Annotated in this window: 21 protein-coding genes; 15 read left to right on the top strand and 6 right to left on the bottom strand. The window is 67.6% G+C overall.

From position 1 onward, the window contains the following. Window positions 1-3: 3 nt before the first annotated feature. Both ACWMMN_RS18210 and ACWMMN_RS18205 read right to left on the bottom strand, forming a co-directional pair. On the bottom strand, window positions 4-879 hold the full coding sequence (locus tag ACWMMN_RS18210) for an SDR family NAD(P)-dependent oxidoreductase (RefSeq protein WP_059238736.1): 876 nt from the start codon (window positions 877-879) through the stop codon (window positions 4-6). A 168-nt stretch (window positions 880-1047) separates the two neighbouring features. Next, window positions 1048-1626, bottom strand: coding sequence for a TetR/AcrR family transcriptional regulator (locus ACWMMN_RS18205; protein ID WP_174993751.1), 579 nt, complete (start codon window positions 1624-1626; stop codon window positions 1048-1050). Window positions 1627-1827: 201 nt separating this feature from the next. Between ACWMMN_RS18205 and zwf the strand changes: the two genes are divergently transcribed. After that, the gene (zwf, locus tag ACWMMN_RS18200) at window positions 1828-3303 is read left to right on the top strand and encodes a glucose-6-phosphate dehydrogenase (RefSeq protein WP_059238732.1); all 1476 of its coding nucleotides are present in this window, start codon (window positions 1828-1830) and stop codon (window positions 3301-3303) included. Window positions 3304-3389: 86 nt separating this feature from the next. On the opposite strand, the gene ACWMMN_RS18195 is transcribed toward zwf, so the two are convergent. Further along, window positions 3390-4328 (bottom strand): LysR family transcriptional regulator, encoded by a 939-nt coding sequence (locus ACWMMN_RS18195; RefSeq protein WP_059238730.1) that lies wholly within the window; start codon window positions 4326-4328, stop codon window positions 3390-3392. A 101-nt stretch (window positions 4329-4429) separates the two neighbouring features. Between ACWMMN_RS18195 and ACWMMN_RS18190 the strand changes: the two genes are divergently transcribed. The 7 genes from ACWMMN_RS18190 to ACWMMN_RS18160 all read left to right on the top strand — a co-directional run bounded on the left by ACWMMN_RS18190 (window position 4430) and on the right by ACWMMN_RS18160 (window position 10760). Next, entirely contained in the window at window positions 4430-5632 is a 1203-nt protein-coding gene (locus ACWMMN_RS18190; RefSeq protein WP_174993753.1) for an MFS transporter, read from the top strand. A 29-nt stretch (window positions 5633-5661) separates the two neighbouring features. Further along, the gene (locus ACWMMN_RS18185; protein ID WP_174993754.1) at window positions 5662-5985 is read left to right on the top strand and encodes a MoaF-related domain-containing protein; all 324 of its coding nucleotides are present in this window, start codon (window positions 5662-5664) and stop codon (window positions 5983-5985) included. 12 nt (window positions 5986-5997) lie between these two features. Beyond that, complete coding sequence (locus tag ACWMMN_RS18180; protein WP_059238726.1) at window positions 5998-6948, top strand: LLM class oxidoreductase; 951 nt, start codon at window positions 5998-6000, stop codon at window positions 6946-6948. Between the two features lie 149 nt (window positions 6949-7097). Beyond that, window positions 7098-7904, top strand: coding sequence for a 2,5-didehydrogluconate reductase DkgB (dkgB, locus tag ACWMMN_RS18175; protein WP_256087107.1), 807 nt, complete (start codon window positions 7098-7100; stop codon window positions 7902-7904). Window positions 7905-7998: 94 nt separating this feature from the next. Then, on the top strand, window positions 7999-9114 hold the full coding sequence (locus ACWMMN_RS18170; RefSeq protein WP_342705428.1) for an alkene reductase: 1116 nt from the start codon (window positions 7999-8001) through the stop codon (window positions 9112-9114). A gap of 20 nt (window positions 9115-9134) precedes the next feature. Continuing rightward, a complete protein-coding gene (locus tag ACWMMN_RS18165; RefSeq protein ID WP_059238719.1) occupies window positions 9135-10097 on the top strand; it encodes a cyclase family protein in 963 nt (320 codons plus the stop codon). A 144-nt stretch (window positions 10098-10241) separates the two neighbouring features. Further along, on the top strand, window positions 10242-10760 hold the full coding sequence (locus ACWMMN_RS18160; RefSeq protein WP_486423744.1) for a DUF3455 domain-containing protein: 519 nt from the start codon (window positions 10242-10244) through the stop codon (window positions 10758-10760). Window positions 10761-10882: 122 nt separating this feature from the next. Here ACWMMN_RS18160 and ACWMMN_RS18155 read toward each other — a convergent pair whose 3' ends face one another. Beyond that, a complete protein-coding gene (locus ACWMMN_RS18155) occupies window positions 10883-11548 on the bottom strand; it encodes an O-methyltransferase (RefSeq protein ID WP_342705429.1) in 666 nt (221 codons plus the stop codon). Window positions 11549-11596: 48 nt separating this feature from the next. Between ACWMMN_RS18155 and ACWMMN_RS18150 the strand changes: the two genes are divergently transcribed. The 3 genes from ACWMMN_RS18150 to ACWMMN_RS18140 all read left to right on the top strand — a co-directional run bounded on the left by ACWMMN_RS18150 (window position 11597) and on the right by ACWMMN_RS18140 (window position 15012). Further along, the gene (locus ACWMMN_RS18150) at window positions 11597-12274 is read left to right on the top strand and encodes a TetR/AcrR family transcriptional regulator (protein WP_059238712.1); all 678 of its coding nucleotides are present in this window, start codon (window positions 11597-11599) and stop codon (window positions 12272-12274) included. A gap of 540 nt (window positions 12275-12814) precedes the next feature. Continuing rightward, window positions 12815-14203 carry an NCS2 family permease gene (locus ACWMMN_RS18145; RefSeq protein ID WP_059238711.1) on the top strand — a complete coding sequence of 463 codons (1389 nt, stop codon included), beginning with the start codon at window positions 12815-12817 and terminating at the stop codon, window positions 14201-14203. Window positions 14204-14418: 215 nt separating this feature from the next. Then, a complete protein-coding gene (locus ACWMMN_RS18140) occupies window positions 14419-15012 on the top strand; it encodes a hypothetical protein (protein WP_059238709.1) in 594 nt (197 codons plus the stop codon). 10 nt (window positions 15013-15022) lie between these two features. On the opposite strand, the gene ACWMMN_RS18135 is transcribed toward ACWMMN_RS18140, so the two are convergent. After that, window positions 15023-15424: a CopD family protein gene (locus ACWMMN_RS18135; RefSeq protein WP_059240886.1), complete on the bottom strand. Its 402-nt coding sequence runs from the start codon at window positions 15422-15424 to the stop codon at window positions 15023-15025. Next, the gene (locus ACWMMN_RS18130; RefSeq protein ID WP_059238707.1) at window positions 15421-15729 is read right to left on the bottom strand and encodes a DUF3817 domain-containing protein; all 309 of its coding nucleotides are present in this window, start codon (window positions 15727-15729) and stop codon (window positions 15421-15423) included. Before ACWMMN_RS18130 ends, ACWMMN_RS18135 begins: the two co-directional genes overlap by 4 nt. 107 nt (window positions 15730-15836) lie before the next feature. On the opposite strand from ACWMMN_RS18130, the gene ACWMMN_RS18125 reads away from it, so the two are divergent. The 4 genes from ACWMMN_RS18125 to ACWMMN_RS18110 all read left to right on the top strand — a co-directional run bounded on the left by ACWMMN_RS18125 (window position 15837) and on the right by ACWMMN_RS18110 (window position 20123). Next, window positions 15837-16784: a GlxA family transcriptional regulator gene (locus tag ACWMMN_RS18125; RefSeq protein WP_256087103.1), complete on the top strand. Its 948-nt coding sequence runs from the start codon at window positions 15837-15839 to the stop codon at window positions 16782-16784. Window positions 16785-16851: 67 nt separating this feature from the next. Next, window positions 16852-17772, top strand: coding sequence for a LysR family transcriptional regulator (locus tag ACWMMN_RS18120; protein ID WP_174993760.1), 921 nt, complete (start codon window positions 16852-16854; stop codon window positions 17770-17772). A 226-nt stretch (window positions 17773-17998) separates the two neighbouring features. Then, entirely contained in the window at window positions 17999-18781 is a 783-nt protein-coding gene (locus ACWMMN_RS18115; RefSeq protein ID WP_059238701.1) for an ABC transporter substrate-binding protein, read from the top strand. Window positions 18782-19007: 226 nt separating this feature from the next. Next, window positions 19008-20123, top strand: coding sequence for a succinylglutamate desuccinylase/aspartoacylase family protein (locus ACWMMN_RS18110; protein WP_059238700.1), 1116 nt, complete (start codon window positions 19008-19010; stop codon window positions 20121-20123). Window positions 20124-20203 lie beyond the last annotated feature (80 nt).

Below are 20203 nucleotides of genomic sequence, written 5' to 3'. Positions count from 1 at the left end.
CGCTTACCCGATGTCCTTCAGCGCATCCAGCCCGCCCGGCAGCTTCGCATCCGGAAACTGCGTCGACAGCGTCGCATCGCGCCACCGCGCCGCTTCTTCCGCGCGCTGCTGTTCCGCCTGCTCGCAGACGAACAGTGCATCGCCGCCGAGCAGCAAGCGCATCGGCACGTCGTCGCGGCGTGACAAGTCGACGATCAGCGCCGCGATCCGCGCGGGATCGCCGATCTCGTGGCCGCCATACGCACCGAGCAGGTCGAGAATCTTCCCGACCGACGGCTGATAGTCGGGCAGCAAGTCGTCGACGCCGCGCTTCGCCTGCGCGGCCCATTCGGTGCGCATCCCGCCTGGCTCGAGCGTGCACACGCGCACGCCGAACGGCGCGACTTCCTTCGCGAGCACGTCGCTGAACCCGCCAACCGCCCACTTCGCGGCCTGATACGCGGACAGCCCGGCCGTCGACGTGCGGCCGCCGACCGACGACACCTGGAAGATGTGCCCCGCGCGCTGCGCGCGCAGCGTCGGCAGCACCGCACGCGTAAGGTTGATCACGCCGAACAGGTTCGTTTCGATCTGATCGCGAAAATCGCCGGTGCCCATCTGCTCGAACGGCGCCGTGTGGCCGTAACCCGCGTTGTTCACCAGCACGTCGATACGGCCGAACGCCGCGTGTGCCGCCGCGACGGCCTGCGCGGCCGCCGCTTCGTCGGTGACGTCGAGCGCGACCGGCAGCAGCCGGTCGCCGTACCGCTCGGCCAGATCGGCCAGCCGTGCGGGATCGCGTGCACCGGCCACCAGCCGGTCGCCTGCCGCCAGCACCGCTTCCGAAATCGCTCGCCCCAGGCCGCGCGCGGCCCCCGTTACCAACCAGACTTTCGACATTTTCCACTCCTTGATCGTGGTGAAATCACAAAAATGAATGATTACTCACTCATTAATATGGACGACGATTCGGTCGTTCATGACCTGCATCGCCCTGCCTGACACCCGCTGCCGGCCACTGTCGCGACGCGCGCAACCGCACGCGCCGCCACGACCGCAATCCTTGACTCACACCGCGTGCAACACGGCCCACAACGCGCGAAACCCGGCTTCCCGGTACGCATCGGCCCGCGCCGGATCGCGCGCGATCGACTCCATCGCCGTTTCCGCGATCGACATGAACAATGCCGAGCAGAACGCATGCGCGTCGTCGCGGTCCAGCGCGCCCGTCGCGGCGACCTGCTCGCGCAGCAGCGTGCTGATCCCGCTGAAGCCTTCGGCGCCGGCCGCGCGATGCGCATCGTCGATGCGCCCGCTCACGCCGAGCTGCTGCAGCGCGCGCCGCCCGTCCGGATTCGCGGCGCCCCACGACACATAGCCGTTCCACGCATGCCGCACGGCCTGCTCGACCGGCGCGTGTTCCGGAAACCCGGCCATCATCGCTTCGCGCATGTCGGCCTTCAGGCTGAGATACAGCGCGTTCAGCAACGCATCCTTGGTCTCGAAGTACGTGAACACCGTGCCTTCCGCCACGCCGGCGAGCCGGGCGATGCGTGCGGTCGTCGCAGTCGCGCCGTCCTCCGCGAGCGCGCGGGCGGCGGCGGCGAGGATGGCATCGTGCTTGTCGGGACTGCGCGGTCGGGCCACGTTCGATTCCTTTAATGAGTGAGCGCTCAATCATAATCAGGCGATCATGTGAAAGGCAAGCGCTGTTACATCTGGCCGAACGCATACGCAATCCATCAAAACGGTGCACTATTAGGGTTTTGCCGTACCGGCGGCGGCGCAACCTGGCCCGATGCCCTCGACGTTCGTTTCACGTTCACCGTTTCAAACCGCGAACCTCCCATGACGAATCAGCCTACCCAGACCGCGGCCGACCGGCCCGTCGACATGATCATTTTCGGCGGCGGCGGCGACCTGGCCGCCCGCAAGCTGTTGCCCGCGCTGTACATGGCGCACCTGCACTGCAACCTTCCGCCCGAGACGCGCATCATCGCCGTCGGCCGCCGCGACTGGGGCATCGACGGCTATCGCACGTTCATGGAAGAGCAGTCGCGCCCGTTCATCGACGAGAAGGCGTTCGACGCCGATGCGTGGAGCCGCTTCCTCGATCTCTTCAAGTACGTGCTGATCGACGTGAATGCGCCGGAAGACTACCTGCGGCTCGCCGAAGCGGCGCGCGGCGATGCGATCCGCGTGTTCTACCTGTCGACGTCGCCGGAGCTGTTCACGACGATCTGCGACAACCTGTCGGCCGCGCACCTCGTCGACGCGCGCTCGCGCGTCGTCCTCGAAAAGCCGCTGGGCCACGATCTCGCGTCCGCGAAGGCGATCAACAATGCGGTCGGCAAGCACTTCGAGGAATCGCAGATCTATCGGATCGACCACTACCTCGGCAAGGAAACCGTGCAGAACCTGATGGTCCTGCGCTTCGGCAACCCGATCTTCGGGCCGCTGTGGCAGGCGCCGAGCATCCGCAGCGTGCAGATCACGGTGGCGGAAACGGTGGGCGTCGGCAGCCGCGCGGGCTTCTACGACCATACGGGCGCGCTGCGCGACATGGTGCAGAACCACCTGCTGCAGCTGCTGTGCATCGTCGCGATGGAGCCGCCCGTGTCGCTCGACCCGGACGCGGTGCGCGACGAGAAGCTGAAGGTGCTGCGCTCGCTGCGCCCGATGTCGCTGTCCGACGTCGCGCGCGACACCGTGCGCGGCCAGTACACGGCCGGCGCGGTCGACGGCCAGCCGGTGAAAGGCTATCTCGAGGAAGACAACGTGCCGGCCGACAGCCGCGCGGAGACCTTCGTCGCGCTGCGCGCGCACATCAACAACTGGCGCTGGGCGAACGTGCCGTTCTTCCTGCGCACGGGCAAGCGGCTGCAGCGCCGGCAGTCGGAAATCGTGATCGAGTTCGCGGACATGCCGTTCTCGATCATCCCGACCGGCCCGCGCCACTACAGCAACCGCCTCGTGATCCAGCTCCAGCCGGAAGAGTCGATCCAGCTGCAGATGCTCGCGAAGGAACCGGGCAGCGGGATGAACATGGTGCCGGTCAACCTGAACCTCGACCTGCAGCAGGCGATTCCGGAGCGGCGCGCGGAAGCGTACGAACGGCTGCTGATCGACGTGATCCGCGGCCGCCTCACGCACTTCATGCGCCGCGACGAGCTCGAAGCCGCATGGTCGTGGGTCGAGCCGATCCTCGACGGCTGGAAGCAGCTCGGCGACCGGCCGCGGCTGTACACGGCCGGCACGTTCGGGCCCGCGGCATCGTCGGCGCTGCTCGCGCGCGACGGGATGTCCTGGGCGGAAGAGGCGTAACGGCTGCTGCACGACGGCGTGCCGCCCGCGCGGCACGCCCGATCACCCGGGGCGGCGCCCGCCCCGTCTTCCCGGCGAGCCCGCTGCTACAGCGGCTCCAGCCACGCGGCCTTGCGCCGCGCCGGCGCATCGCTGCTGCTGCCGCCCAGCACCTCGATCATGTAGTCGACGAACGACGCGATCCGCGACGAGATCGCGGTATTGCGGTAGTACACCGCATGGATCGGCTGCTCGACCTCGAGCGTCTGGCGCGCGAGCACCTGCACGAGCCGGCCCGCTTCGCGATCCTGCGCGGTCATGAAATCCGACAGACAGACGACGCCCGCGCCCTCCAGCGCGAGCTGCCGCAGCGTCTCGCCGCTCGACGAACAGACGTCCGGCCCGATGCGGCACGCTTCGCCGTCGGTGCCGAGGATCGGCCACACGTTCAGCGATTCGGGCTGCGTGAAGCCGAGCAGCGTGTGCTTGTCGAGATCCTCGGCCTTGCGCGGCTGGCCGTGCGCGTCGAGATACGCGGGGCTCGCGAGGATGCGCAGCCGGCTGTTGCCGATACGCCGGCTGTGCAGCGTCGAATCCTTCAACCGGCCGATCCGGATCGCGACGTCGGTGCGCCGCTCCAGCAGGTCGATGATGCCCTCGTTGCTGTTCAGTTCCAGCTCGACCTTCGGAAAGCGTTCGCGATAGCCGCGCACGAGCGGCACGATCACGTGCAGCATGAACGGCGTCGCGGCGTCGACGCGCAGGCGCCCCGACGGCATCTCGCGCCGCGCGAGCATCTGTTCTTCCGCGTTCTCGACCGATTCGATGATCGCGCGCGCATCCTGCAGGAACGCACGCCCCTCCTCGGTCAGTTCGAGCCGGCGCGTGGTCCGGCGCAGCAGCGTGGTCTTCAGCTTCTCCTCGAGCCGCGCGAGCGTGCGGCTCGTCGCCGACACGGTGAGGTCGAGCTGCTGGGCGGCAGCGGTAATCGAACCGGTGTCGACCACGGCGGCAAAGGCCTGGAGTTCGTCGAGCGTGATCTTCATTGTTGACTTGAAATCAAAACAATTTGGTTTATAGACCAGTTTTTCCGCAAAAGTAAAGTCGGCACACTGCGATCCATCCTTACTGGAACCTGGATCCCATCATGCCACTCGCCCTGCTTGCGCTGACCATCAGCGCCTTTGCCATCGGCACGACCGAATTCGTGATCGTCGGGCTGATCCCGACGATCGGCGCCGATCTCGGCGTCAGCCTGCCGTCGGCCGGCCTGCTCGTCAGCCTCTATGCGCTGAGCGTCGCCATCGGCGCGCCGCTGCTCACCGCGCTCACCGGCCGCGTGCCGCGCAAGACGCTGCTCGCCGGGCTGATGGCGCTCTTCACCGTCGGCAACCTCGTCGCCTGGCAGGCGCCGGGCTACGAATCGCTGATCGTCGCGCGCGTCCTCACCGGCCTCGCGCACGGCGTGTTCTTCTCGGTCGGCTCGATCATCGCGACGACGCTCGTGCCGAAGGACAAGGCCGCCAGCGCGATCGCGACGATGTTCAGCGGGATGACCGTCGCGTTCGTCGCCGGCATTCCGCTCGGCACCTTCATCGGCCAGCACTTCGGCTGGCGCGCGACGTTCCTGATCGTCGCGCTGTTCGGCCTCGTCGCGTTCCTCGGCGCAGTCGCCTTCGTGCCGCGCGGGCTGCCGCAGACGCCGCCGGCGCCGCTCGCCCGCCAGCTGCGCGTACTCGCCCAGCCGCGCCTGCTGCTCGTGTTCGCGATGACGGCCGTCGGCTACGGCGGTTCGCTGATCGCGTTCACGTACATGGCGCCGCTGCTCGAACAGATCGCCGGCTTCACGCCGTCGCAGGTCAGCCTCGTGCTCGTCGGCTACGGCGTGTCGGTCGCGTTCGGCAACGTGTGGGGCGGCAAGCTCGCGGACGCCGTCGGCCCGGTGAAGGCGCTCAAGCGGATCTTCCTGCTGCTCGCGATCGTGCTGCTCGCGCTGACCTTCACGATCCACGTGAAATGGCTCGCGGTGCTGACGATGCTCGCGTGGGGCGCGGTTGCGTTCGGCAACGTGCCGGGGCTGCAGGTGTACGTCGTCAAGCAGGCGCGCCACTTCGCGCCGGACGCCACCGACGTCGCCTCGGGCTTCAACATCGCCGCCTTCAACCTCGGCGTGGCCGGCGGCTCGTCGCTCGGCGGCCTGATCGTCGCGAACGTCGGCCTCGGCCACACGCCCTGGATCGCTGCCGTCGTCACGCTGGGCGCGTTCGCGCTCACCGCACTGGGCGGCCGTCTCGACCGCCGCCACGGGCTGCCGGAACGCACGGCCGAACCCGTCGAACTCGCTCATTGAACGTCACTTTTTTGCAGGAGCTCATCAGCATGAACGCATCGACCCAACGTCCGCCGTTCGCCGGCAAGACTTTCGAAGTCCGTTACGACGGCCTCACCGCACTCAACGCGTACGACGAGGACGGCCTCCACATGCGCTACGAGATCACCGCAGGCCCGTACACGGGCGCGCAGGGTGAAGTCGAATACACGTGGCAGCGCATCGCCGGCGAGACCTACGCGATCTCGTGGCAGGAAGCCGACCGCGCGACGGTCGTGCACATCGACGATTTCGCCGCCGGCACGTCGCGCACGTTCTTCACCGCGTCGTCGCTCGATTTCCATCGCCTCGAAGGCAGCCTGCGCGCGGTCTGAACGGAGCCCGACATGCCCACTTCACTCGACAAACTCGCCGACGGCGGCTTCAGCGTCGGCATCGAACTGCCGCTCGACAACGACTGGTCGCCGGCCGGCGACGCGAAGCGCCAGCATCAGGGCCGCCGCCCCGGCGTGCCCGACCTGGAGATCCACGCGGAGCTTGCGCAACTGGCCGACACGCTCGGCTTCCGCGCACTCTGGGTACGCGACGTGCCCGTGTACGACCCGTCGTTCGGCGACGCCGCGCAAGTGTTCGAAACGTTCTCGTATCTCGGCTACCTCGCCGGCATCACGCACGACATCCTGCTCGGTACGGCCGCCGTCGTGCTGCCGCTGCGCGAGCCGCTGCTGACGCTGAAATCGGCCGCGACGATCCAGGAACTGAGCGGCGGGCGCCTGATGCTCGGCGTCGCGAGCGGCGACCGGCCGGTCGAATATCCGCTGTTCGGCCGCGACTTCGCATCGCGCGGCGCGAATTTCCGCGACCAGATCGCGCTGCTGCGCGACGGCGCGCGCGGACACCTGCCGCCCGGCCTCGACGTGCTGCCGGCCGCCCGTTCGCCGGTGCCGCTGCTCGTCGCGGGTCTCGCCCAGCAGACGCCCGCGTGGATCGGCGAACACATGGACGGCTGCCTCGCGTATCCGGGGACGCCGGCCGACCAGGCGCAGCGCGCCGCGAACTGGCGCGCGGTGGCCGGCGGCAAGCCGTACGTGAGCTTCATCCACCTCGACCTCGCGGAAGATCCGCACGAGCCGCTGCAGCGGCACCGCTTCGGCGCCCGCGCGGGCCGCCTCGCGCTGACGGAAGAACTCGCGGCGATGCGCGACGCGGGCGTGCAGCACATCGGCCTGCATTTGCGCCGCAACCGCCGCCCGCTCGACGAGACGATGGCCGAGATCGCATCGGACGTGCTGCCCGCATTCCATCCGAAGACGAACGCGCAAACGCGCGCCGCATAAGGCCGGCGACGGTCTTCGGCAGGCCCGCGGCACGATCAATATTTGATTTTAAATCAAATATTATTGACCTCTAAAGGCGTTTATTTCATCAGTCTCAAGCGCCAGAATGACTCCCATACCGCAACCGTTCCCCCTCCCAGGAGCACATGATGAGCAAGATTCCCGCATTCGGCCTCGGTACTTTCCGCCTGCAAGGCCAGGTTGTCATCGACTCGGTCCGCAACGGCCTCGAAGCCGGCTACCGCGCGATCGACACCGCGCAGATCTACGGCAACGAAGCCGAAGTCGGCGAAGCGATCGCCGCATCGGGCGTGCGTCGTGAAGACCTGTTCCTGACCACGAAGATCTGGGTCGACAACTACGCACCGGAAAAGCTGGTCGCGAGCCTCGAAGAAAGCCTGCGCAAGCTGCGTACCGACACCGTCGACCTGACGCTGATCCACTGGCCGGCCCCGGGCAACGGCGTGTCGATCCAGGCATTCATGACCGCACTCGCCGAAGCGAAAGCGAAGGGCCTCACGCGCCAGATCGGCATCTCGAACTTCAACATCGAACTGACGAAGGAAGCGATTGCGGCCGTCGGCAAGGATGCGATCGCGACGAACCAGATCGAACTGAGCCCGTACCTGCAGAACCGCAAGCTCGTCGAGTTCCTGAACCACGAAGGCATCCACGTGACGTCGTACATGACGCTCGCGTACGGCAAGGTGCTCGGCGACCCGGTGATCGGCGCGATCGCGCAGCGTCACAACGCGACGCCCGCGCAAGTCGCACTCGCCTGGGCGCTGCAGCTCGGCTACTCGGTGATCCCGTCGTCGACGAAGCGCGAAAACCTTGCAAGCAACCTGCTCGCACAGACGCTGCGCCTGACCGACGAAGACATGACGCAAATCGCCGCGCTCGAGCGCAATGGCCGCGAAGTCGACCCGGCCGGCCTCGCGCCGAAGTGGGACTAGGGCATGTTCCCGCGAACAGCGGGCTTGCGCTAGCCCTGCCCCCTCAATCGACCCGTCCGCGGCCAGCCGGCCGCGGCACCGACAGGACACCACCATGATCCAGGACCCGCTTTTTCAACCGTTGCGACTCGGCGCGCTGACGCTGCCGAACCGCATCGTGATGCCGCCGATGACGCGTTCGCGCGCCAGCCAGCCCGGCGACGAAGCCAACGAACTGATGGCCGCGTATTACGCGCAGCGCGCGAGTGCGGGCCTGATCGTCAGCGAAGGCACCTACATCGCGCCGCTCGGCAAGGGCTACGCATGGACGCCCGGCATTCACACGCCGGCGCAGGTCGCCGGCTGGCGCAAGGTGACGGACGCCGTGCATGCCGCGCACGGCCGGATCTTCGCGCAGCTGTGGCACGTCGGCCGGTTGAGCCACACGAGCCTGCTCGGCGGCGCGCAGCCCGTGTCGTCGTCGCCGATCCAGGCGAAGGGCGTGAACGTGTTCGTCGCCGGTGAAGACGGCAGCACGCCGGGCTTCGTGCAGGCGTCCGAGCCGCGCGCACTGTCCGTCGACGAGATCCGCGAGATCGTCGATCAATACCGCGCCGCCGCACGCCATGCGATCGAAGCCGGCTTCGACGGCGTCGAGCTGCACGGCGCGAATGGTTACCTCGTGAACCAGTTCATCGATTCGAACGCAAACACGCGCACCGACGCATACGGCGGCTCGCTGGAGAACCGGCTGCGCTTCCTGCGCGAAGTCACGCAGGCGCTGATCGACGGCACCGGCGACGCATCGCGCGTCGGCATCCGCCTCGCGCCGCTGACCACGCTGAACGGCTGCGTCGACGACGATCCGGAAACGACCTATCTCGCCGCCGCGAAGCTGCTCGGCGAACTCGGCGTCGGCTACCTGCACATCGCGGAAGCCGACTGGGACGACGCACCGCTGATGCCGGTCGCCTTCAAGCAGCAACTGCGCGCCGCGTACCCGGGCGTGCTGATCTATGCCGGCGCGTACACCGCCGAGCGCGCGCGCGAAGCAATCGCCGCCGGCTGGGCCGACCTCGTCGCCTTCGGCCGCCCGTTCGTCGCGAATCCCGACCTGCCCGAGCGCCTGCGCACCGGCGCCACGCTCACGCCGCATGACCGCAACACGCTGTTCGGCGGCGGCGCCCAGGGCCTGACCGACTATCCGACGCTCGCGCAAGCCGCGGCCTGAACGGATCACTGGAGTCCAGCATGAAAGCAACACTCGCCCGGCTCGCGCTCGCCGCGATCCTGCCGTTCGCGGCCGCACAGGCGGCCCACGCCGCCCCGTCCGCAGCGGCGGCCGACTGGTATCCGTCCGTCTATGGCGCGAACGACGAAATCGGCGCGGCCAACCTGCTGACGCCCGACGTCATCAAGCAGGCCGTCGGCCTCGTGAAGGCCGGCAAGACCTATCCGCTGGCCGTGCCGGTGGACAAGAACCTGCCGGCATTCCGCCACCGCAGCTTCCGCCTGTACAACGTGCAGGTCGGCCAGCAGGCCGGCAAGAGCCTCGGCCCGAACAAGTTCACGTTCAACGACGAACTCGTCAACGCGTGGACCGGCGTCGGCACGCAGCTCAACGGCATCGGTCACATCGGCATCGACAACGTGTACTACAACGGCAACAAGGCGGCCGATTTCGTGACCGTCGACGGCGTGAAGAAGCTCGGCGTCGAGAAGGTGCCGCCGATCGTCACGCGCGGCGTCGTGCTCGACATGACCGCCTACTACGGCAAGCCGATCGTGCCGGGCGGCACCGAGTTCACGGTCGCCGACATCCAGGCCGTGCTGAAGAAGCAGGGGCTGACGCTGCGCAAAGGCGACGTCGTGCTGTTCAACACCGGCTGGCTGGAGCTGATCGGCAAGGACAACAAGCGGTTCCTCGAAGTCGAGCCCGGCATCGGCATGGAAGCCGCGCAGTGGCTGGCCGACCAGGGAATCGTCGCGTTCGGCGGCGACACGTGGGCGTCGGAGGTTTATCCGAATCCGCACACGCAGGACGAGTTCCCGATCAACCAGTACATGCTCGCGAAGCGCGGCATCTACAACCTGGAGCTGATCGACAGCCGCGCGCTGGTGCGCGACAAGGCGTGGGAATTCCTGTTCGTGCTCGGCCAGCCGCTGTACGTCGGCTCCACACAGGTCAACATCAACCCGGTCGCGATCCGCTGATCGCGCATCCGCCCCCCGACAATCGCGGCCGCTATCGCCGCGATTGTCATTTCCGAATTGCAGCTCGCGCAATCGGCGTCTAACGTTGACGGGATCGACTCCGCACGAGCACGACCGTCACCCGACCTGAAAGGACGCCCCGCCATGCCACGCCGCTCCCCGACACGCAACATGCTGCTGGCCCTTGCGGCCAGTCTTTCCCTGGCGGCATTCAGCGCGCCTGCGCGGGCCGACGAGGCTGCCGGCCTGACGCCGCCAGCGCCGGCCACGCCGGTACTGGCGACCGCCGCGAGCGGCGTGCAGGTCTACACGTGCGAATACGACGCCGAACACCGGCTCGCGTGGGCCTTCCAGCACCCGGAGGCGCTGCTGTTCGATGCCAACGGCACGCTCGTCGTGCGGCACGGCGCGGGGCCGTCGTGGGAAGCGCTCGACGGCAGCCGCATTACCGGCAAGAAACTCGCGGAAGCGCCGAGCACGCGCCCGGCCAGCATTCCGCAACTGCTGCTTGCCGCAACGCCAGCCGCCACGGGCACGCTCGCCGGCGTGCGCTTCGTGCAGCGGCTCGACACGGCGGGCGGCACGCCGCCGGCCGCGACGTGCACGACCGAGCATGCGGTCGGCCGCTTTCCGTACTTCGCGCGATACGTGTTCCTGAAGTGATGTGGGCGGCTTCACACGCACCGGGTACCATCCCGGCGCGCTTCATCACGCCTCCATTTGATCAGTTATCCTGCCTTTAAGGCGTGGAAGCGTGAAATCGCCGGCACCTTCGTTCCGCCTGCTCAGCGTATCCGCATCGACAACTCGACGTCGCCGCCGAACGGCACCGACAGATAGCCGTTTTCCGGTGCGCGCACGTAAGCGAGGTAGTCGGGGCTGTATTCCGCGTTGTCGGCCGCAACGAACGCCCCCGCCCTGAGGTGCGGTTCAACCAGCGCCAGTATCTCCGGATACAGCGCCTTCGCGCCGTCGAGCAGCAACAGGTCGATCGAATCCGGAAGATCGACGGCCAGCGTGCGCAGCGCATCGCCTTCGCGAAGCTCCACGAGATCGGCAAGCCCGCCCGCAGTCAGGTTCGCCTGCGCGCGCACGACCTTCGACGGCTCGAACTCGCTCGTGATCAGCCGCCCGCCGCCGTTGTCGCGCAACGCGGCCGCGAGATGCAATGTCGAAATGCCGAACGACGTGCCGAATTCGACGATCGCCCGCGCGCCGCCGCTGCGCGCGAGCATGTACAGCAGCGTGCCCGTCTCGCGCGACACGGGAAGCGGAAAATCCTTCAGGCGCGCATACAGATCGATGTAATCCGTCTTGCTGCGCATCAGCCGCGCTTGCTCGTCGCGCGACACGTCGGCGAAGGCCGGGCTCGTCGCGGGAGACGACGCCTCGGCTTCGTCGAACAGGCGCGCGAGCAGCGGCGCCAGCGGGTCTTGAATCAGGGTGGTCATGCGGATCTCCAGGGTCAGGTTGAGTGCGTCAATGCGCCCGACTAGAATATGACGAACTATTCAGGTTTTACTATTCGCATTGGCAAACCGCCCATGACCGACCGCCGCAACGCCCCGATCGCCACGCGCAAGCTGCCTCGGCAGGCGCGCTCGACCCGTCTCGTCGAAGACGTCCTCCAGGCCGCTATTCAGGTTTTGGCCACCGAAGGCGCGCAGCGTTTCACGATGGCGCGCGTCGCCGAGCGCGCCGGCGTGAGCGTCGGCTCGCTGTACCAGTACTTCCCGAACAAGGCGTCGGTGCTGTTCCGGCTGCAGCACGACGAATGGCGCCAGACGTACGAGATGCTGTGCGGGATCCTGCAAGACCCGCGGAAGACGCCCCCCGAGCGGCTGCGCGCGGCCGTGCACGCGTTCATCCGGTCGGAATGCGACGAGGCGAGCATGCGCATCGCGCTCGACGACGCGGCGCCTCTCTATCGCGACGCCCCCGAGGCGCAGGAAGCGAGGGCCGAGGGCAACCGGGCCTTCAGCGCGTTCATGCGCGAAGCGCTGCCCGACGTGTCCGACGCGACGCATGCGCTCGCTTGCGAGCTGATCGTCACGACGCTCACGTCGGGCGGCAAGGTGTTCTCCGAAACCGCACGCACGCCGGCGGAAATCGACGCTTTTTCGACCGCGATGGCCGACATGTTCTGCGCGTACCTCGCGCATCTCGCACCCGCTTGACCCATGAGGGCCAGAACGCGCGAGCGCAAGCCGCACGCGGCACCGGTATCATCCGGGTGCCGCTTGCGCGCGGCCGCGCATCGCGCCGCACGCCGCCGCCGTCATGCATGTGCGCGGCCCCCATGAAAGACATTCGTAAGATTCAATGCCTCACCCGCTTCCACCCTGCCCGCCGACCCCGCATTCAAATAGTCGCCTTAACGGATTCGAACTAGGCGTATACACGCGTGTCATCGCAACGAAGCCCGGTTGCACGCCGATATAAGCGCTGCGACATGCGCTGCATGCTCTTCCCCCGATGGGACGTGATGGGCCGCTCGCCTAACCTTCGCTACGGCAAAGCACACGTGACGGGGTCGACCACACCACGCGTCGTCCGACGCGACACCCTCGCGCTCGTTTCGATTCGCACGTAACGACACGCATCACGCGTCATTCGTCCCCACGACGTTGCCGACAAATCCCAACTAGATAGATACGAGACACCCTGACGACGGCTCGCTACGGGCCGTTTCAGCATGCTGATAAAGGAGCAAGCTCATGAGTGATACCCCGGTGCAGCCGACGGTCGACGTCGGCTCGGCAGAAACTGACTTTGGCACCAAGGGAGTCATCGACCGGTACTTCGGCATTTCGTCGCGCGGCAGCACGCAGCGCACCGAGATCGTTGCCGGCGTCACCACCTTCCTCGCGATGGTCTATTCCGTATTCGTCGTGCCCGGCATGTTCGGCAAGGCCGGCTTCGACACAAGTGCGGTGTTCGTCGCGGTCTGCCTCACCACCGCGTTCGGCTCGCTGCTGATGGGCCTGTGGGCGAAGCTGCCGATCGCGATCGGCTGCGCGATCTCGCTGACCGCGTTCACCGCATTCGGCCTCGTGCTCGGCAAGGGCCTGCATCCGACGGTCGCGCTCGGCGCCGTGTTCCTGATGGGCCTCGTGTTCACCGGCATCTCGGTCACCGGCGTGCGTTCGTGGATCCTGCGCAACCTGCCCGCGGGCGTCGCGCACGGCACGGGTATCGGCATCGGCCTGTTCCTGCTGCTGATCGCGTCGAACGACGTCGGTCTCGTGATCAAGAACCCGGGCGCCGGCCTGCCGGTCTCGCTCGGCCAGATCACCGCACTCCCGGTCATCATGTCGGTCGTCGGCCTCGCCGCGATCTTCGGCCTCGAGAAGCGTCGCGTGCCGGGCGGCATCCTGCTCGTCGTGATCGCGATCTCGATCTTCGGCCTGATCTTCGATCCGGCCGTGAAGTACCACGGCATCTTCGCGCTGCCGTCGCTGAGCGCACCGGGCCACGCATCGCTGATCGGCGCGATGGACATCAAGGGCGCACTGTCGATGGCCGTGCTGCCGAGCGTGCTGGCACTGGTGATGACCGCCGTGTTCGACGCGACCGGCACGATCCGCGCGGTCGCCGGGCAAGCCGGCCAGCTCGACGAGAACGGCCGCATCATCAACGGCGGCCGCGCACTGACCGCCGATTCGATCAGCTCGATCTTCTCCGGCTTCCTCGGCGGCGCGCCCGCGGCAGCCTACATCGAGTCGAGCGTCGGCGTGGCCGCCGGCGCGAAGACGGGCCTCGCGGCCGCCGTGGTCGGCCTGCTGTTCCTCGTCGTGATGTTCTTCTCGCCGCTCGCGGGCCTCGTGCCGTCGTACGCCACCGCGCCGGCACTGATGTACGTCGGCCTGCTGATGCTCGGCAGCGTGAGCAAGCTGCACATGGACGACATGGTCGACGCGATGTCGGGCCTCGTCTGCGCGGTGTTCATCGTGCTGACCGCGAACATCGTGACGGGCATCATGCTCGGCTTCTCGACGCTCGTGATCGGCCGCATCGCCAGCGGCGAATTCCGCAAGCTCAACGTCGGCACCGTGCTCATCGCGGCCGTGCTCGTCACCTTCTATCTCGGCGGCTGGGCCATCTGACCGCGAAACATGCGCGACGTCGCCTGCAGAAGGGCGGCGCGCATCGGGACGACGACGTCTCCTCCACCATCATCGTTGATGGTCTCCAAGCCTGGGAACGCAAGTTTCCAGGCTTTTTTTATCGGTGCGGCGCAGCACGATGCGCGTCGCCGAAACGGCGCGACGCGAATCCGCGCCCGGTGCTACGATCGCGCTTTGCCCCTTCAGGAGCCGCGATGAACGCGCTCGGCATCGTCTCCGAATCGAGCACCCGGACCTCGGCGCGCAAGCCGCCGTTCATTCCGTCGTTCGGTTTCCACGAAGTGCATGAATCGCAGCCGATCGGCGCGCCGCCCGCACGCATCATCGACGCCGTCGCGTCGCTCGACATGCGCGCCGATCCCGTCATCGACGCGCTGATGATGATGCGCGAATTCCCGGCGGCCGCCGCCGGCGCGCTCCGCAACGGGCCGGCCCGCCCGCAACGCGCGCGCTTCGGCTTCAACTCGTTCACGCTGCTCCATCGCGACGACACGTCGCTGTCGCTCGGCCTCGTCGGCCGCTTCTGGCGTCCCACGCCCGACGTGCGCACCATCGCCGATGCAGCGGCTTTCATCCGGCACGACGATCCGCGCGATGCGAAGCTGGTGCTCCGGTTCGAGGTCGTCGGGCTCGCATCGGGTGCGCACATGCTGCGCACGGAAACGTTCATTCATTGCCCGAGCGCGCGCACGCGCTGGCTGTTCACGCCGTACTGGCTCGCGATCCGGCTGGGGAGCGGCTGGATCCGGCGCCGCACGCTGGCGGCGGTCGAGATGGCGCTGGCTTAGGCGCAATCCATCAGAACGGCTTGATCACGACCAGCCCGACGACGATCGCCGTCGCGGCCACGACCGCGCCCGCCGCCTGCCCGAGCCACGGTGCCGGCACGACGACCAGATCGTCTCGCTCCATGCGCCGCAGCGTGCCGGCCAGCATGCCGTGCAGCGCCGACAACGCGACGACGACCGCAAGCTTCACCGACAGCCACGCCGCCCCGAACCAGTGACCGCTCAGCGCGATCGCGATCCCCGTGATCCAGACGATCGCGAGTGCAGGCGCCGTCACCGTGCGATCCCAGCGCCGCACCGCGCGATGCACGGCGAGGTTCGCGATCCGGACACCGACGGACAGCATCAGCAGCCCGCCGGCAAACGTAACGACGGCCGCCACATGCACGGCCTTCAGCACCAGGTAGCTCATTGCGCGTGCCTCCGGCGCGCGATCCATCCGGCACTCGCCAGCCCCGCGAACGGCACGACGGCCGACAGCACGAGCCGCGCGACCTCGCCCCTGCTCCACAGCCCGCTCGACGCGGTGCCGACGACCGCCCACACATACATCGCGAACGCGATCCCGTGAACCGGGCCCATGACCGATACCGCGACCGGATAGCCGGCCAGATGCTTGAGCGGCACGGCCACGCACACCAGCACGACGAGCGTGGTGGCCTCCAGCAACGACAGGTATTGCAGGTTCCGCAATGCATTGCGATCGTCTTGTTTCATCGGCAGGGCTCCGGGTTGGTCCACGGCGATTGTCGCGTGTGGTGCGGGTTCGAGTCATTGGCTAGAATGACATCTTTCAACGGATTCTGGCCACGGCCACGAACGCCATGCACACGGTCGCCGTTCTCGCTTTGCCCGATGTCGTCCCGTTCGACCTGGGCGTCGCGTGCGACACGTTCGCGCGCGTGCGGTCGCCCGACGTCGCGCCCGCCTACCGCGTGCGCGTGTGCAGCGAGCAGCCGCGCGTCGCCGGCGACCTGTTCGAGCTGCGCCCGCCGTTTCGTCTCGACGCACTGGCCGACGCCGATACGATCATCGTCCCCGGCACGTCCGTGCCGCTCGCGCCCACACCGCGCCGCGCGATCGCCGCCCTGTGCGATGCGGCCGCGCGCGGTTGCCGGATCGCGTCGATCTGCAGCGGCGCGTTCGTGCTCGCGGAAGCCGGGCTGCTCGACGGCCTGCGCGCGACGACGCACTGGCTCGCGGCCGCCGAACTCGCGCGCCGCTATCCGGACGTCGAGGTCGACCCGAATGTGCTGTTCGTCGACAACGGGCAGATCCTGACGTCGGCCGGCGCGGCGGCCGGCCTCGATCTGTGCCTGCACATGATCCAGGCCGACTACGGCGCGGCGGTCGCCGTCGACGCCGCCCGCGCCGCGGTGGCACCGCGCGTGCGCGAAGGCGGGCAGGCGCAGTTCATCGCGCCCGAATGGCCGGCCGGCAGCGACGGGCTGCACGACCTGATGGACTGGCTGCAGGCGAACCTGCGCAAGCCGCTCACGCTCGATGCGATGGCCCGCCACGCATCGACGAGCGTGCGCACGCTGACGCGACGCTTCCAGGAGCAGACCGGCACATCGCCGCGGCAATGGCTGCAGACCGCGCGCGTCAGGCATGCTCAGCAGTTGCTGGAGGTGACGGCGCTGTCGATCGAGCATGTCGCAACCGAAGCCGGGTTCGGTTCGGTCACCGCGTTTCGCGAACGGTTCGCCCGCATCGTCGGCACGTCGCCGCAACGTTATCGCCAGGCGTTCCGCGCACGCGCCGGCGCGTGACGTTCCCCGGGACCACGACCTGCAGCATGAAACCGCCGCTCCCTTTCGCGCCAACCGGACCCGACCGATGACCCGCATCCGCAATCCCCTGAACATCGCGCAGCTCCAGGCGTTCGTGTCCGCCGCGCACCTCAAGAGCCTGCGCGCCGCCGCGCGCGAACTCGGCGTCACGCAGCCGGCGATCACGCACACGATCCGCGAACTCGAAACCGCGCTCAACGCGGAGCTGCTCGCGCGCAGCGTGCGCGGCGTCGAGCTGACCGCGTGCGGCCACGCGCTGCTGCCGCGCGCCGAGCAGCTGCTCGGCGACATCCGCCGCACGGTCGAGGCCGTCGAGCAGGTGAAAGGCGAAATGTCGGGACGCGTCGCGGTCGGCACGATGCCGTCGATCGCGCTGACCGCTTTGCCGCATGCGGTCACGGCCTTCCGCCAGTCGATGCCGAACGTGAGCCTGCATCTCGAGGAAGTGACGGTGCCCGACGCGCTCGCGCAATTGCGCAACGGCACGCTCGACATCGCTGCAATGCACCATGTGCCCGCACTCGATCGCGATTTCACGCAATCGCCGCTGCTGTCGACCGAATTCACGATCGTGATGCGCGAAGGCCACCCGCTCGCGCATGCGCGCCGTCTAGAGGAACTGCTCGATGCCGAGTGGATCGTCACCGTCGGCGCCGAGCAGTTTCCGCACAGCGTGATGGTCGGGATGTTCGAGACGCACGGGCTGCCGCTGCCCAAACGTTTGCTGCGCTCGCCGATGTCGTTCGCGGTGACGCTCGGGCTCGTCGCGCGCTCGGACGTGATCGGCTGCTTCACGCGCCCGCTCGCCGAGATGGTCGCGCCGCTCGGCATCCGCACGGCCGAACTCGACGAAAGCATGCCGCGCTTCGACCTGTCGATCATCGCGCGGCGCGACCTGCTGCCCACGCCGGCCGTATCGCAATTCGTCACGTGCCTGCAGCGCGCGGTCAACGAAACGCTCGGCTGAATCGTTCCTGTGTCTGAAACGGCGGCGCCCGCAACGCGCCGCCGCCGGGCCCGGTATCGGGGCTTGTCCTAGGCGCCCTGCCGGTATTTTGTCTTGATAATCTTGCGCACGTCGCGCGCCCGCATCGGGCGGGCGAAACGGACAGTCCGACGCGAAGCCGCGGCGGGCCGAAGGCTTACGGCGCGGCACAACCGCGCACCCATCGAACAAAACGAGGAGTCACCTGGTGAAAAAGATTCTTGCGGCTGTGACCGTTGCCCTGCTCGCCGTATCGGCCGGCGGCGCGTACGCGAAGGACTGGTCGACCGTGCGGTTCGGCGTCGACGCAAGCTACCCGCCTTTCGAATCGAAAGGCGCTGACGGCAAGGTTGTGGGTTTCGACGTCGATCTCGGCAACGAAATCTGCCGCCGCATGAACGCGAAGTGCGTGTGGATCGAAAACGACTTCGACGGGATGATCCCGGCGCTGAAGGCCCGCAAGTTCGACGGCGTGCTGTCGTCGATGTCGATGACGCCGGCGCGTCAGGAGCAGATCGCCTTCTCGGCGAAGCTGTTCAACACGCCGACGCGCCTCGTGACGAAGAAGGGCGCGGGCCTGATGCCGACGGCTGAATCGCTGAAGGGCAAGTCGGTCGGCGTCGAGCAGGGCACGATCCAGGAAACCTACGCGAAGACGTACTGGGCCTCGAAGGGCGTGAACGTCGTGCCTTACCAGAACCAGGACCAGGTCTACGCCGACCTGATCTCGGGCCGTCTGGACGGCGCGCTGCAAGACGCGGTGCAGGCCGAAATCGGCTTCCTGAAGACGCCGCGCGGCGCGAATTTCGACTTCGCCGGCAAGGATATCGACGATCCGAAGACGCTCGGCAACGGTGCCGGCATCGGCCTGCGCAAGGAAGACACCGACCTGAAGTCGAAGATCGACGGCGCGATCGCCGGCATGCGCAAGGACGGCACGTACGACAAGATCGCGAAGAAGTACTTCGATTTCGACGTCTACGGCAAGTAATCCGCCACGCAAGCGCACGCTTCGCTTCGGCACAGACGGGCTCCGCAAGGCGCCCGTTTTTTTTGCGCGCGCGGTGCAGACAACATTATTTTTTCCGCGCCAACCTGATGATTCTCAACGGAAAACTGCATGCTCTGGCGCCGGTTTGGTGGCGGTGAGAAAGGCAACGTACAATCGTCCTTCCACGCACACCGGACATTCGCGGCTGCGCCGCACTCCCCTCATCATGCAAACGCAGACCCATCCGCTGATTTCCCCCGCCGTCGGCACCGAACGCCAGATCACGAGCTTCCACTACGGCCCGCGCGGCGGCAAGAAGGTCTACATCCAGTCGTCGCTGCACGCGGACGAACTGCCCGGCATGCTGGTCGCCACGCTGCTGCGCCGCAAGATCGCCGCGCTCGAGACGGCCGGCAAGCTGCGCGGCGAAGTCGTGATCGTGCCCGTGCCGAACCCGATCGGCCTGTCGCAGCACGTGTTCGGCGATCACCTCGGCCGCTTCGAGCTCGGCTCGATGCAGAACTTCAACCGCAATTTCTACGATCTCGCGGCGCTGGTGCTGCCGCGCGTCGAACACCACCTCACGAACGACGCGCAGCGCAACCTCGTCGCCGTGCGCGCCGCGATGCGCGAAGCGCTCGACGAACAGAAGCCGCGCACCGAGCTCGACTCGCAGCGCCTCGCGCTGCAGAAGCTGTCGTTCGACGCCGATATCGTGCTCGACCTGCACTGCGACAGCGATGCCGTGATGCACCTCTACACGAATCCCGATCTGTGGCCGGACGTCGAGCCGCTGTCGCGCTATCTCGACGCGCAGGCGTCGCTGCTCGCGCTGAATTCGGTCGGCAACCCGTTCGACGAAATCCACAGCTTCTGCTGGTCGGATCTGCGCAGCCGCTTCGGCGACCGCTTCCCTATCCCGAACGGCGCGATTTCCGTCACGGTGGAACTGCGCAGCGAACGCGACGTGTCGTACGAGCTCGCCGAAAAGGACGCGCAGGCGATCGTCGAATACCTGACCGAGCGCGGCGTCGTCGACGGCACGCCGGCGCCGCTGCCGCCGCTCGCGCATCCGGCGACGCCGCTCGCGGGCACCGATCCGCTCGTCGCGCCCGTGTCGGGCGTGATCGTGTTCCGCACGCCGGTCGGCGCGATGATCGAGGTCGGCGAGGCAGTGGCCGACATCGTCGACCCGCTGACCGATCGCGTCGTCACGCTGAAGAGCAGCGTATCCGGCGTGCTGTACGCGCGCCAGATCGTGCGCTTCGCGACGGCCGGCATGGAAGTCGCGCGGATCGCCGGCGCGACCGCGATCCGCACGGGTTCGCTGCTGTCGGCCTGAGCGCCCGCTGGGCGCGCCGGGCCACGGCGCGCCTCGCATGCACCAACGAAATCGCCCGCTTGCGCGGGCGATTTGCTTTC

Source organism: Burkholderia cepacia complex sp. TUM26381 (genome assembly GCF_057439935.1).
The sequence above is the reverse complement of the archived record's forward strand: the minus strand, read 5'-3'. Positions and strand labels throughout refer to the sequence as shown.

Excerpts from the sequence above, each read along its gene's own strand:
- ACWMMN_RS18210 (WP_059238736.1), bottom strand. The coding sequence starts at position 879 with ATGTCGAAAGTCTGGTTGGTAACGGGGGCCGCGCGCGGCCTGGGGCGA.
- zwf (WP_059238732.1), top strand. The coding sequence starts at position 1,828 with ATGACGAATCAGCCTACCCAGACCGCGGCCGACCGGCCCGTCGACATG.
- ACWMMN_RS18195 (WP_059238730.1), bottom strand. The coding sequence starts at position 4,328 with ATGAAGATCACGCTCGACGAACTCCAGGCCTTTGCCGCCGTGGTCGAC.
- ACWMMN_RS18190 (WP_174993753.1), top strand. The coding sequence starts at position 4,430 with ATGCCACTCGCCCTGCTTGCGCTGACCATCAGCGCCTTTGCCATCGGC.
- ACWMMN_RS18185 (WP_174993754.1), top strand. The coding sequence starts at position 5,662 with ATGAACGCATCGACCCAACGTCCGCCGTTCGCCGGCAAGACTTTCGAA.
- ACWMMN_RS18180 (WP_059238726.1), top strand. The coding sequence starts at position 5,998 with ATGCCCACTTCACTCGACAAACTCGCCGACGGCGGCTTCAGCGTCGGC.
- dkgB (WP_256087107.1), top strand. The coding sequence starts at position 7,098 with ATGAGCAAGATTCCCGCATTCGGCCTCGGTACTTTCCGCCTGCAAGGC.
- ACWMMN_RS18170 (WP_342705428.1), top strand. The coding sequence starts at position 7,999 with ATGATCCAGGACCCGCTTTTTCAACCGTTGCGACTCGGCGCGCTGACG.
- ACWMMN_RS18165 (WP_059238719.1), top strand. The coding sequence starts at position 9,135 with ATGAAAGCAACACTCGCCCGGCTCGCGCTCGCCGCGATCCTGCCGTTC.
- ACWMMN_RS18160 (WP_486423744.1), top strand. The coding sequence starts at position 10,242 with ATGCCACGCCGCTCCCCGACACGCAACATGCTGCTGGCCCTTGCGGCC.
- ACWMMN_RS18155 (WP_342705429.1), bottom strand. The coding sequence starts at position 11,548 with ATGACCACCCTGATTCAAGACCCGCTGGCGCCGCTGCTCGCGCGCCTG.
- ACWMMN_RS18150 (WP_059238712.1), top strand. The coding sequence starts at position 11,597 with ATGACGAACTATTCAGGTTTTACTATTCGCATTGGCAAACCGCCCATG.
- ACWMMN_RS18145 (WP_059238711.1), top strand. The coding sequence starts at position 12,815 with ATGAGTGATACCCCGGTGCAGCCGACGGTCGACGTCGGCTCGGCAGAA.
- ACWMMN_RS18140 (WP_059238709.1), top strand. The coding sequence starts at position 14,419 with ATGAACGCGCTCGGCATCGTCTCCGAATCGAGCACCCGGACCTCGGCG.
- ACWMMN_RS18135 (WP_059240886.1), bottom strand. The coding sequence starts at position 15,424 with ATGAGCTACCTGGTGCTGAAGGCCGTGCATGTGGCGGCCGTCGTTACG.
- ACWMMN_RS18130 (WP_059238707.1), bottom strand. The coding sequence starts at position 15,729 with ATGAAACAAGACGATCGCAATGCATTGCGGAACCTGCAATACCTGTCG.
- ACWMMN_RS18125 (WP_256087103.1), top strand. The coding sequence starts at position 15,837 with ATGCACACGGTCGCCGTTCTCGCTTTGCCCGATGTCGTCCCGTTCGAC.
- ACWMMN_RS18120 (WP_174993760.1), top strand. The coding sequence starts at position 16,852 with ATGACCCGCATCCGCAATCCCCTGAACATCGCGCAGCTCCAGGCGTTC.
- ACWMMN_RS18110 (WP_059238700.1), top strand. The coding sequence starts at position 19,008 with ATGCAAACGCAGACCCATCCGCTGATTTCCCCCGCCGTCGGCACCGAA.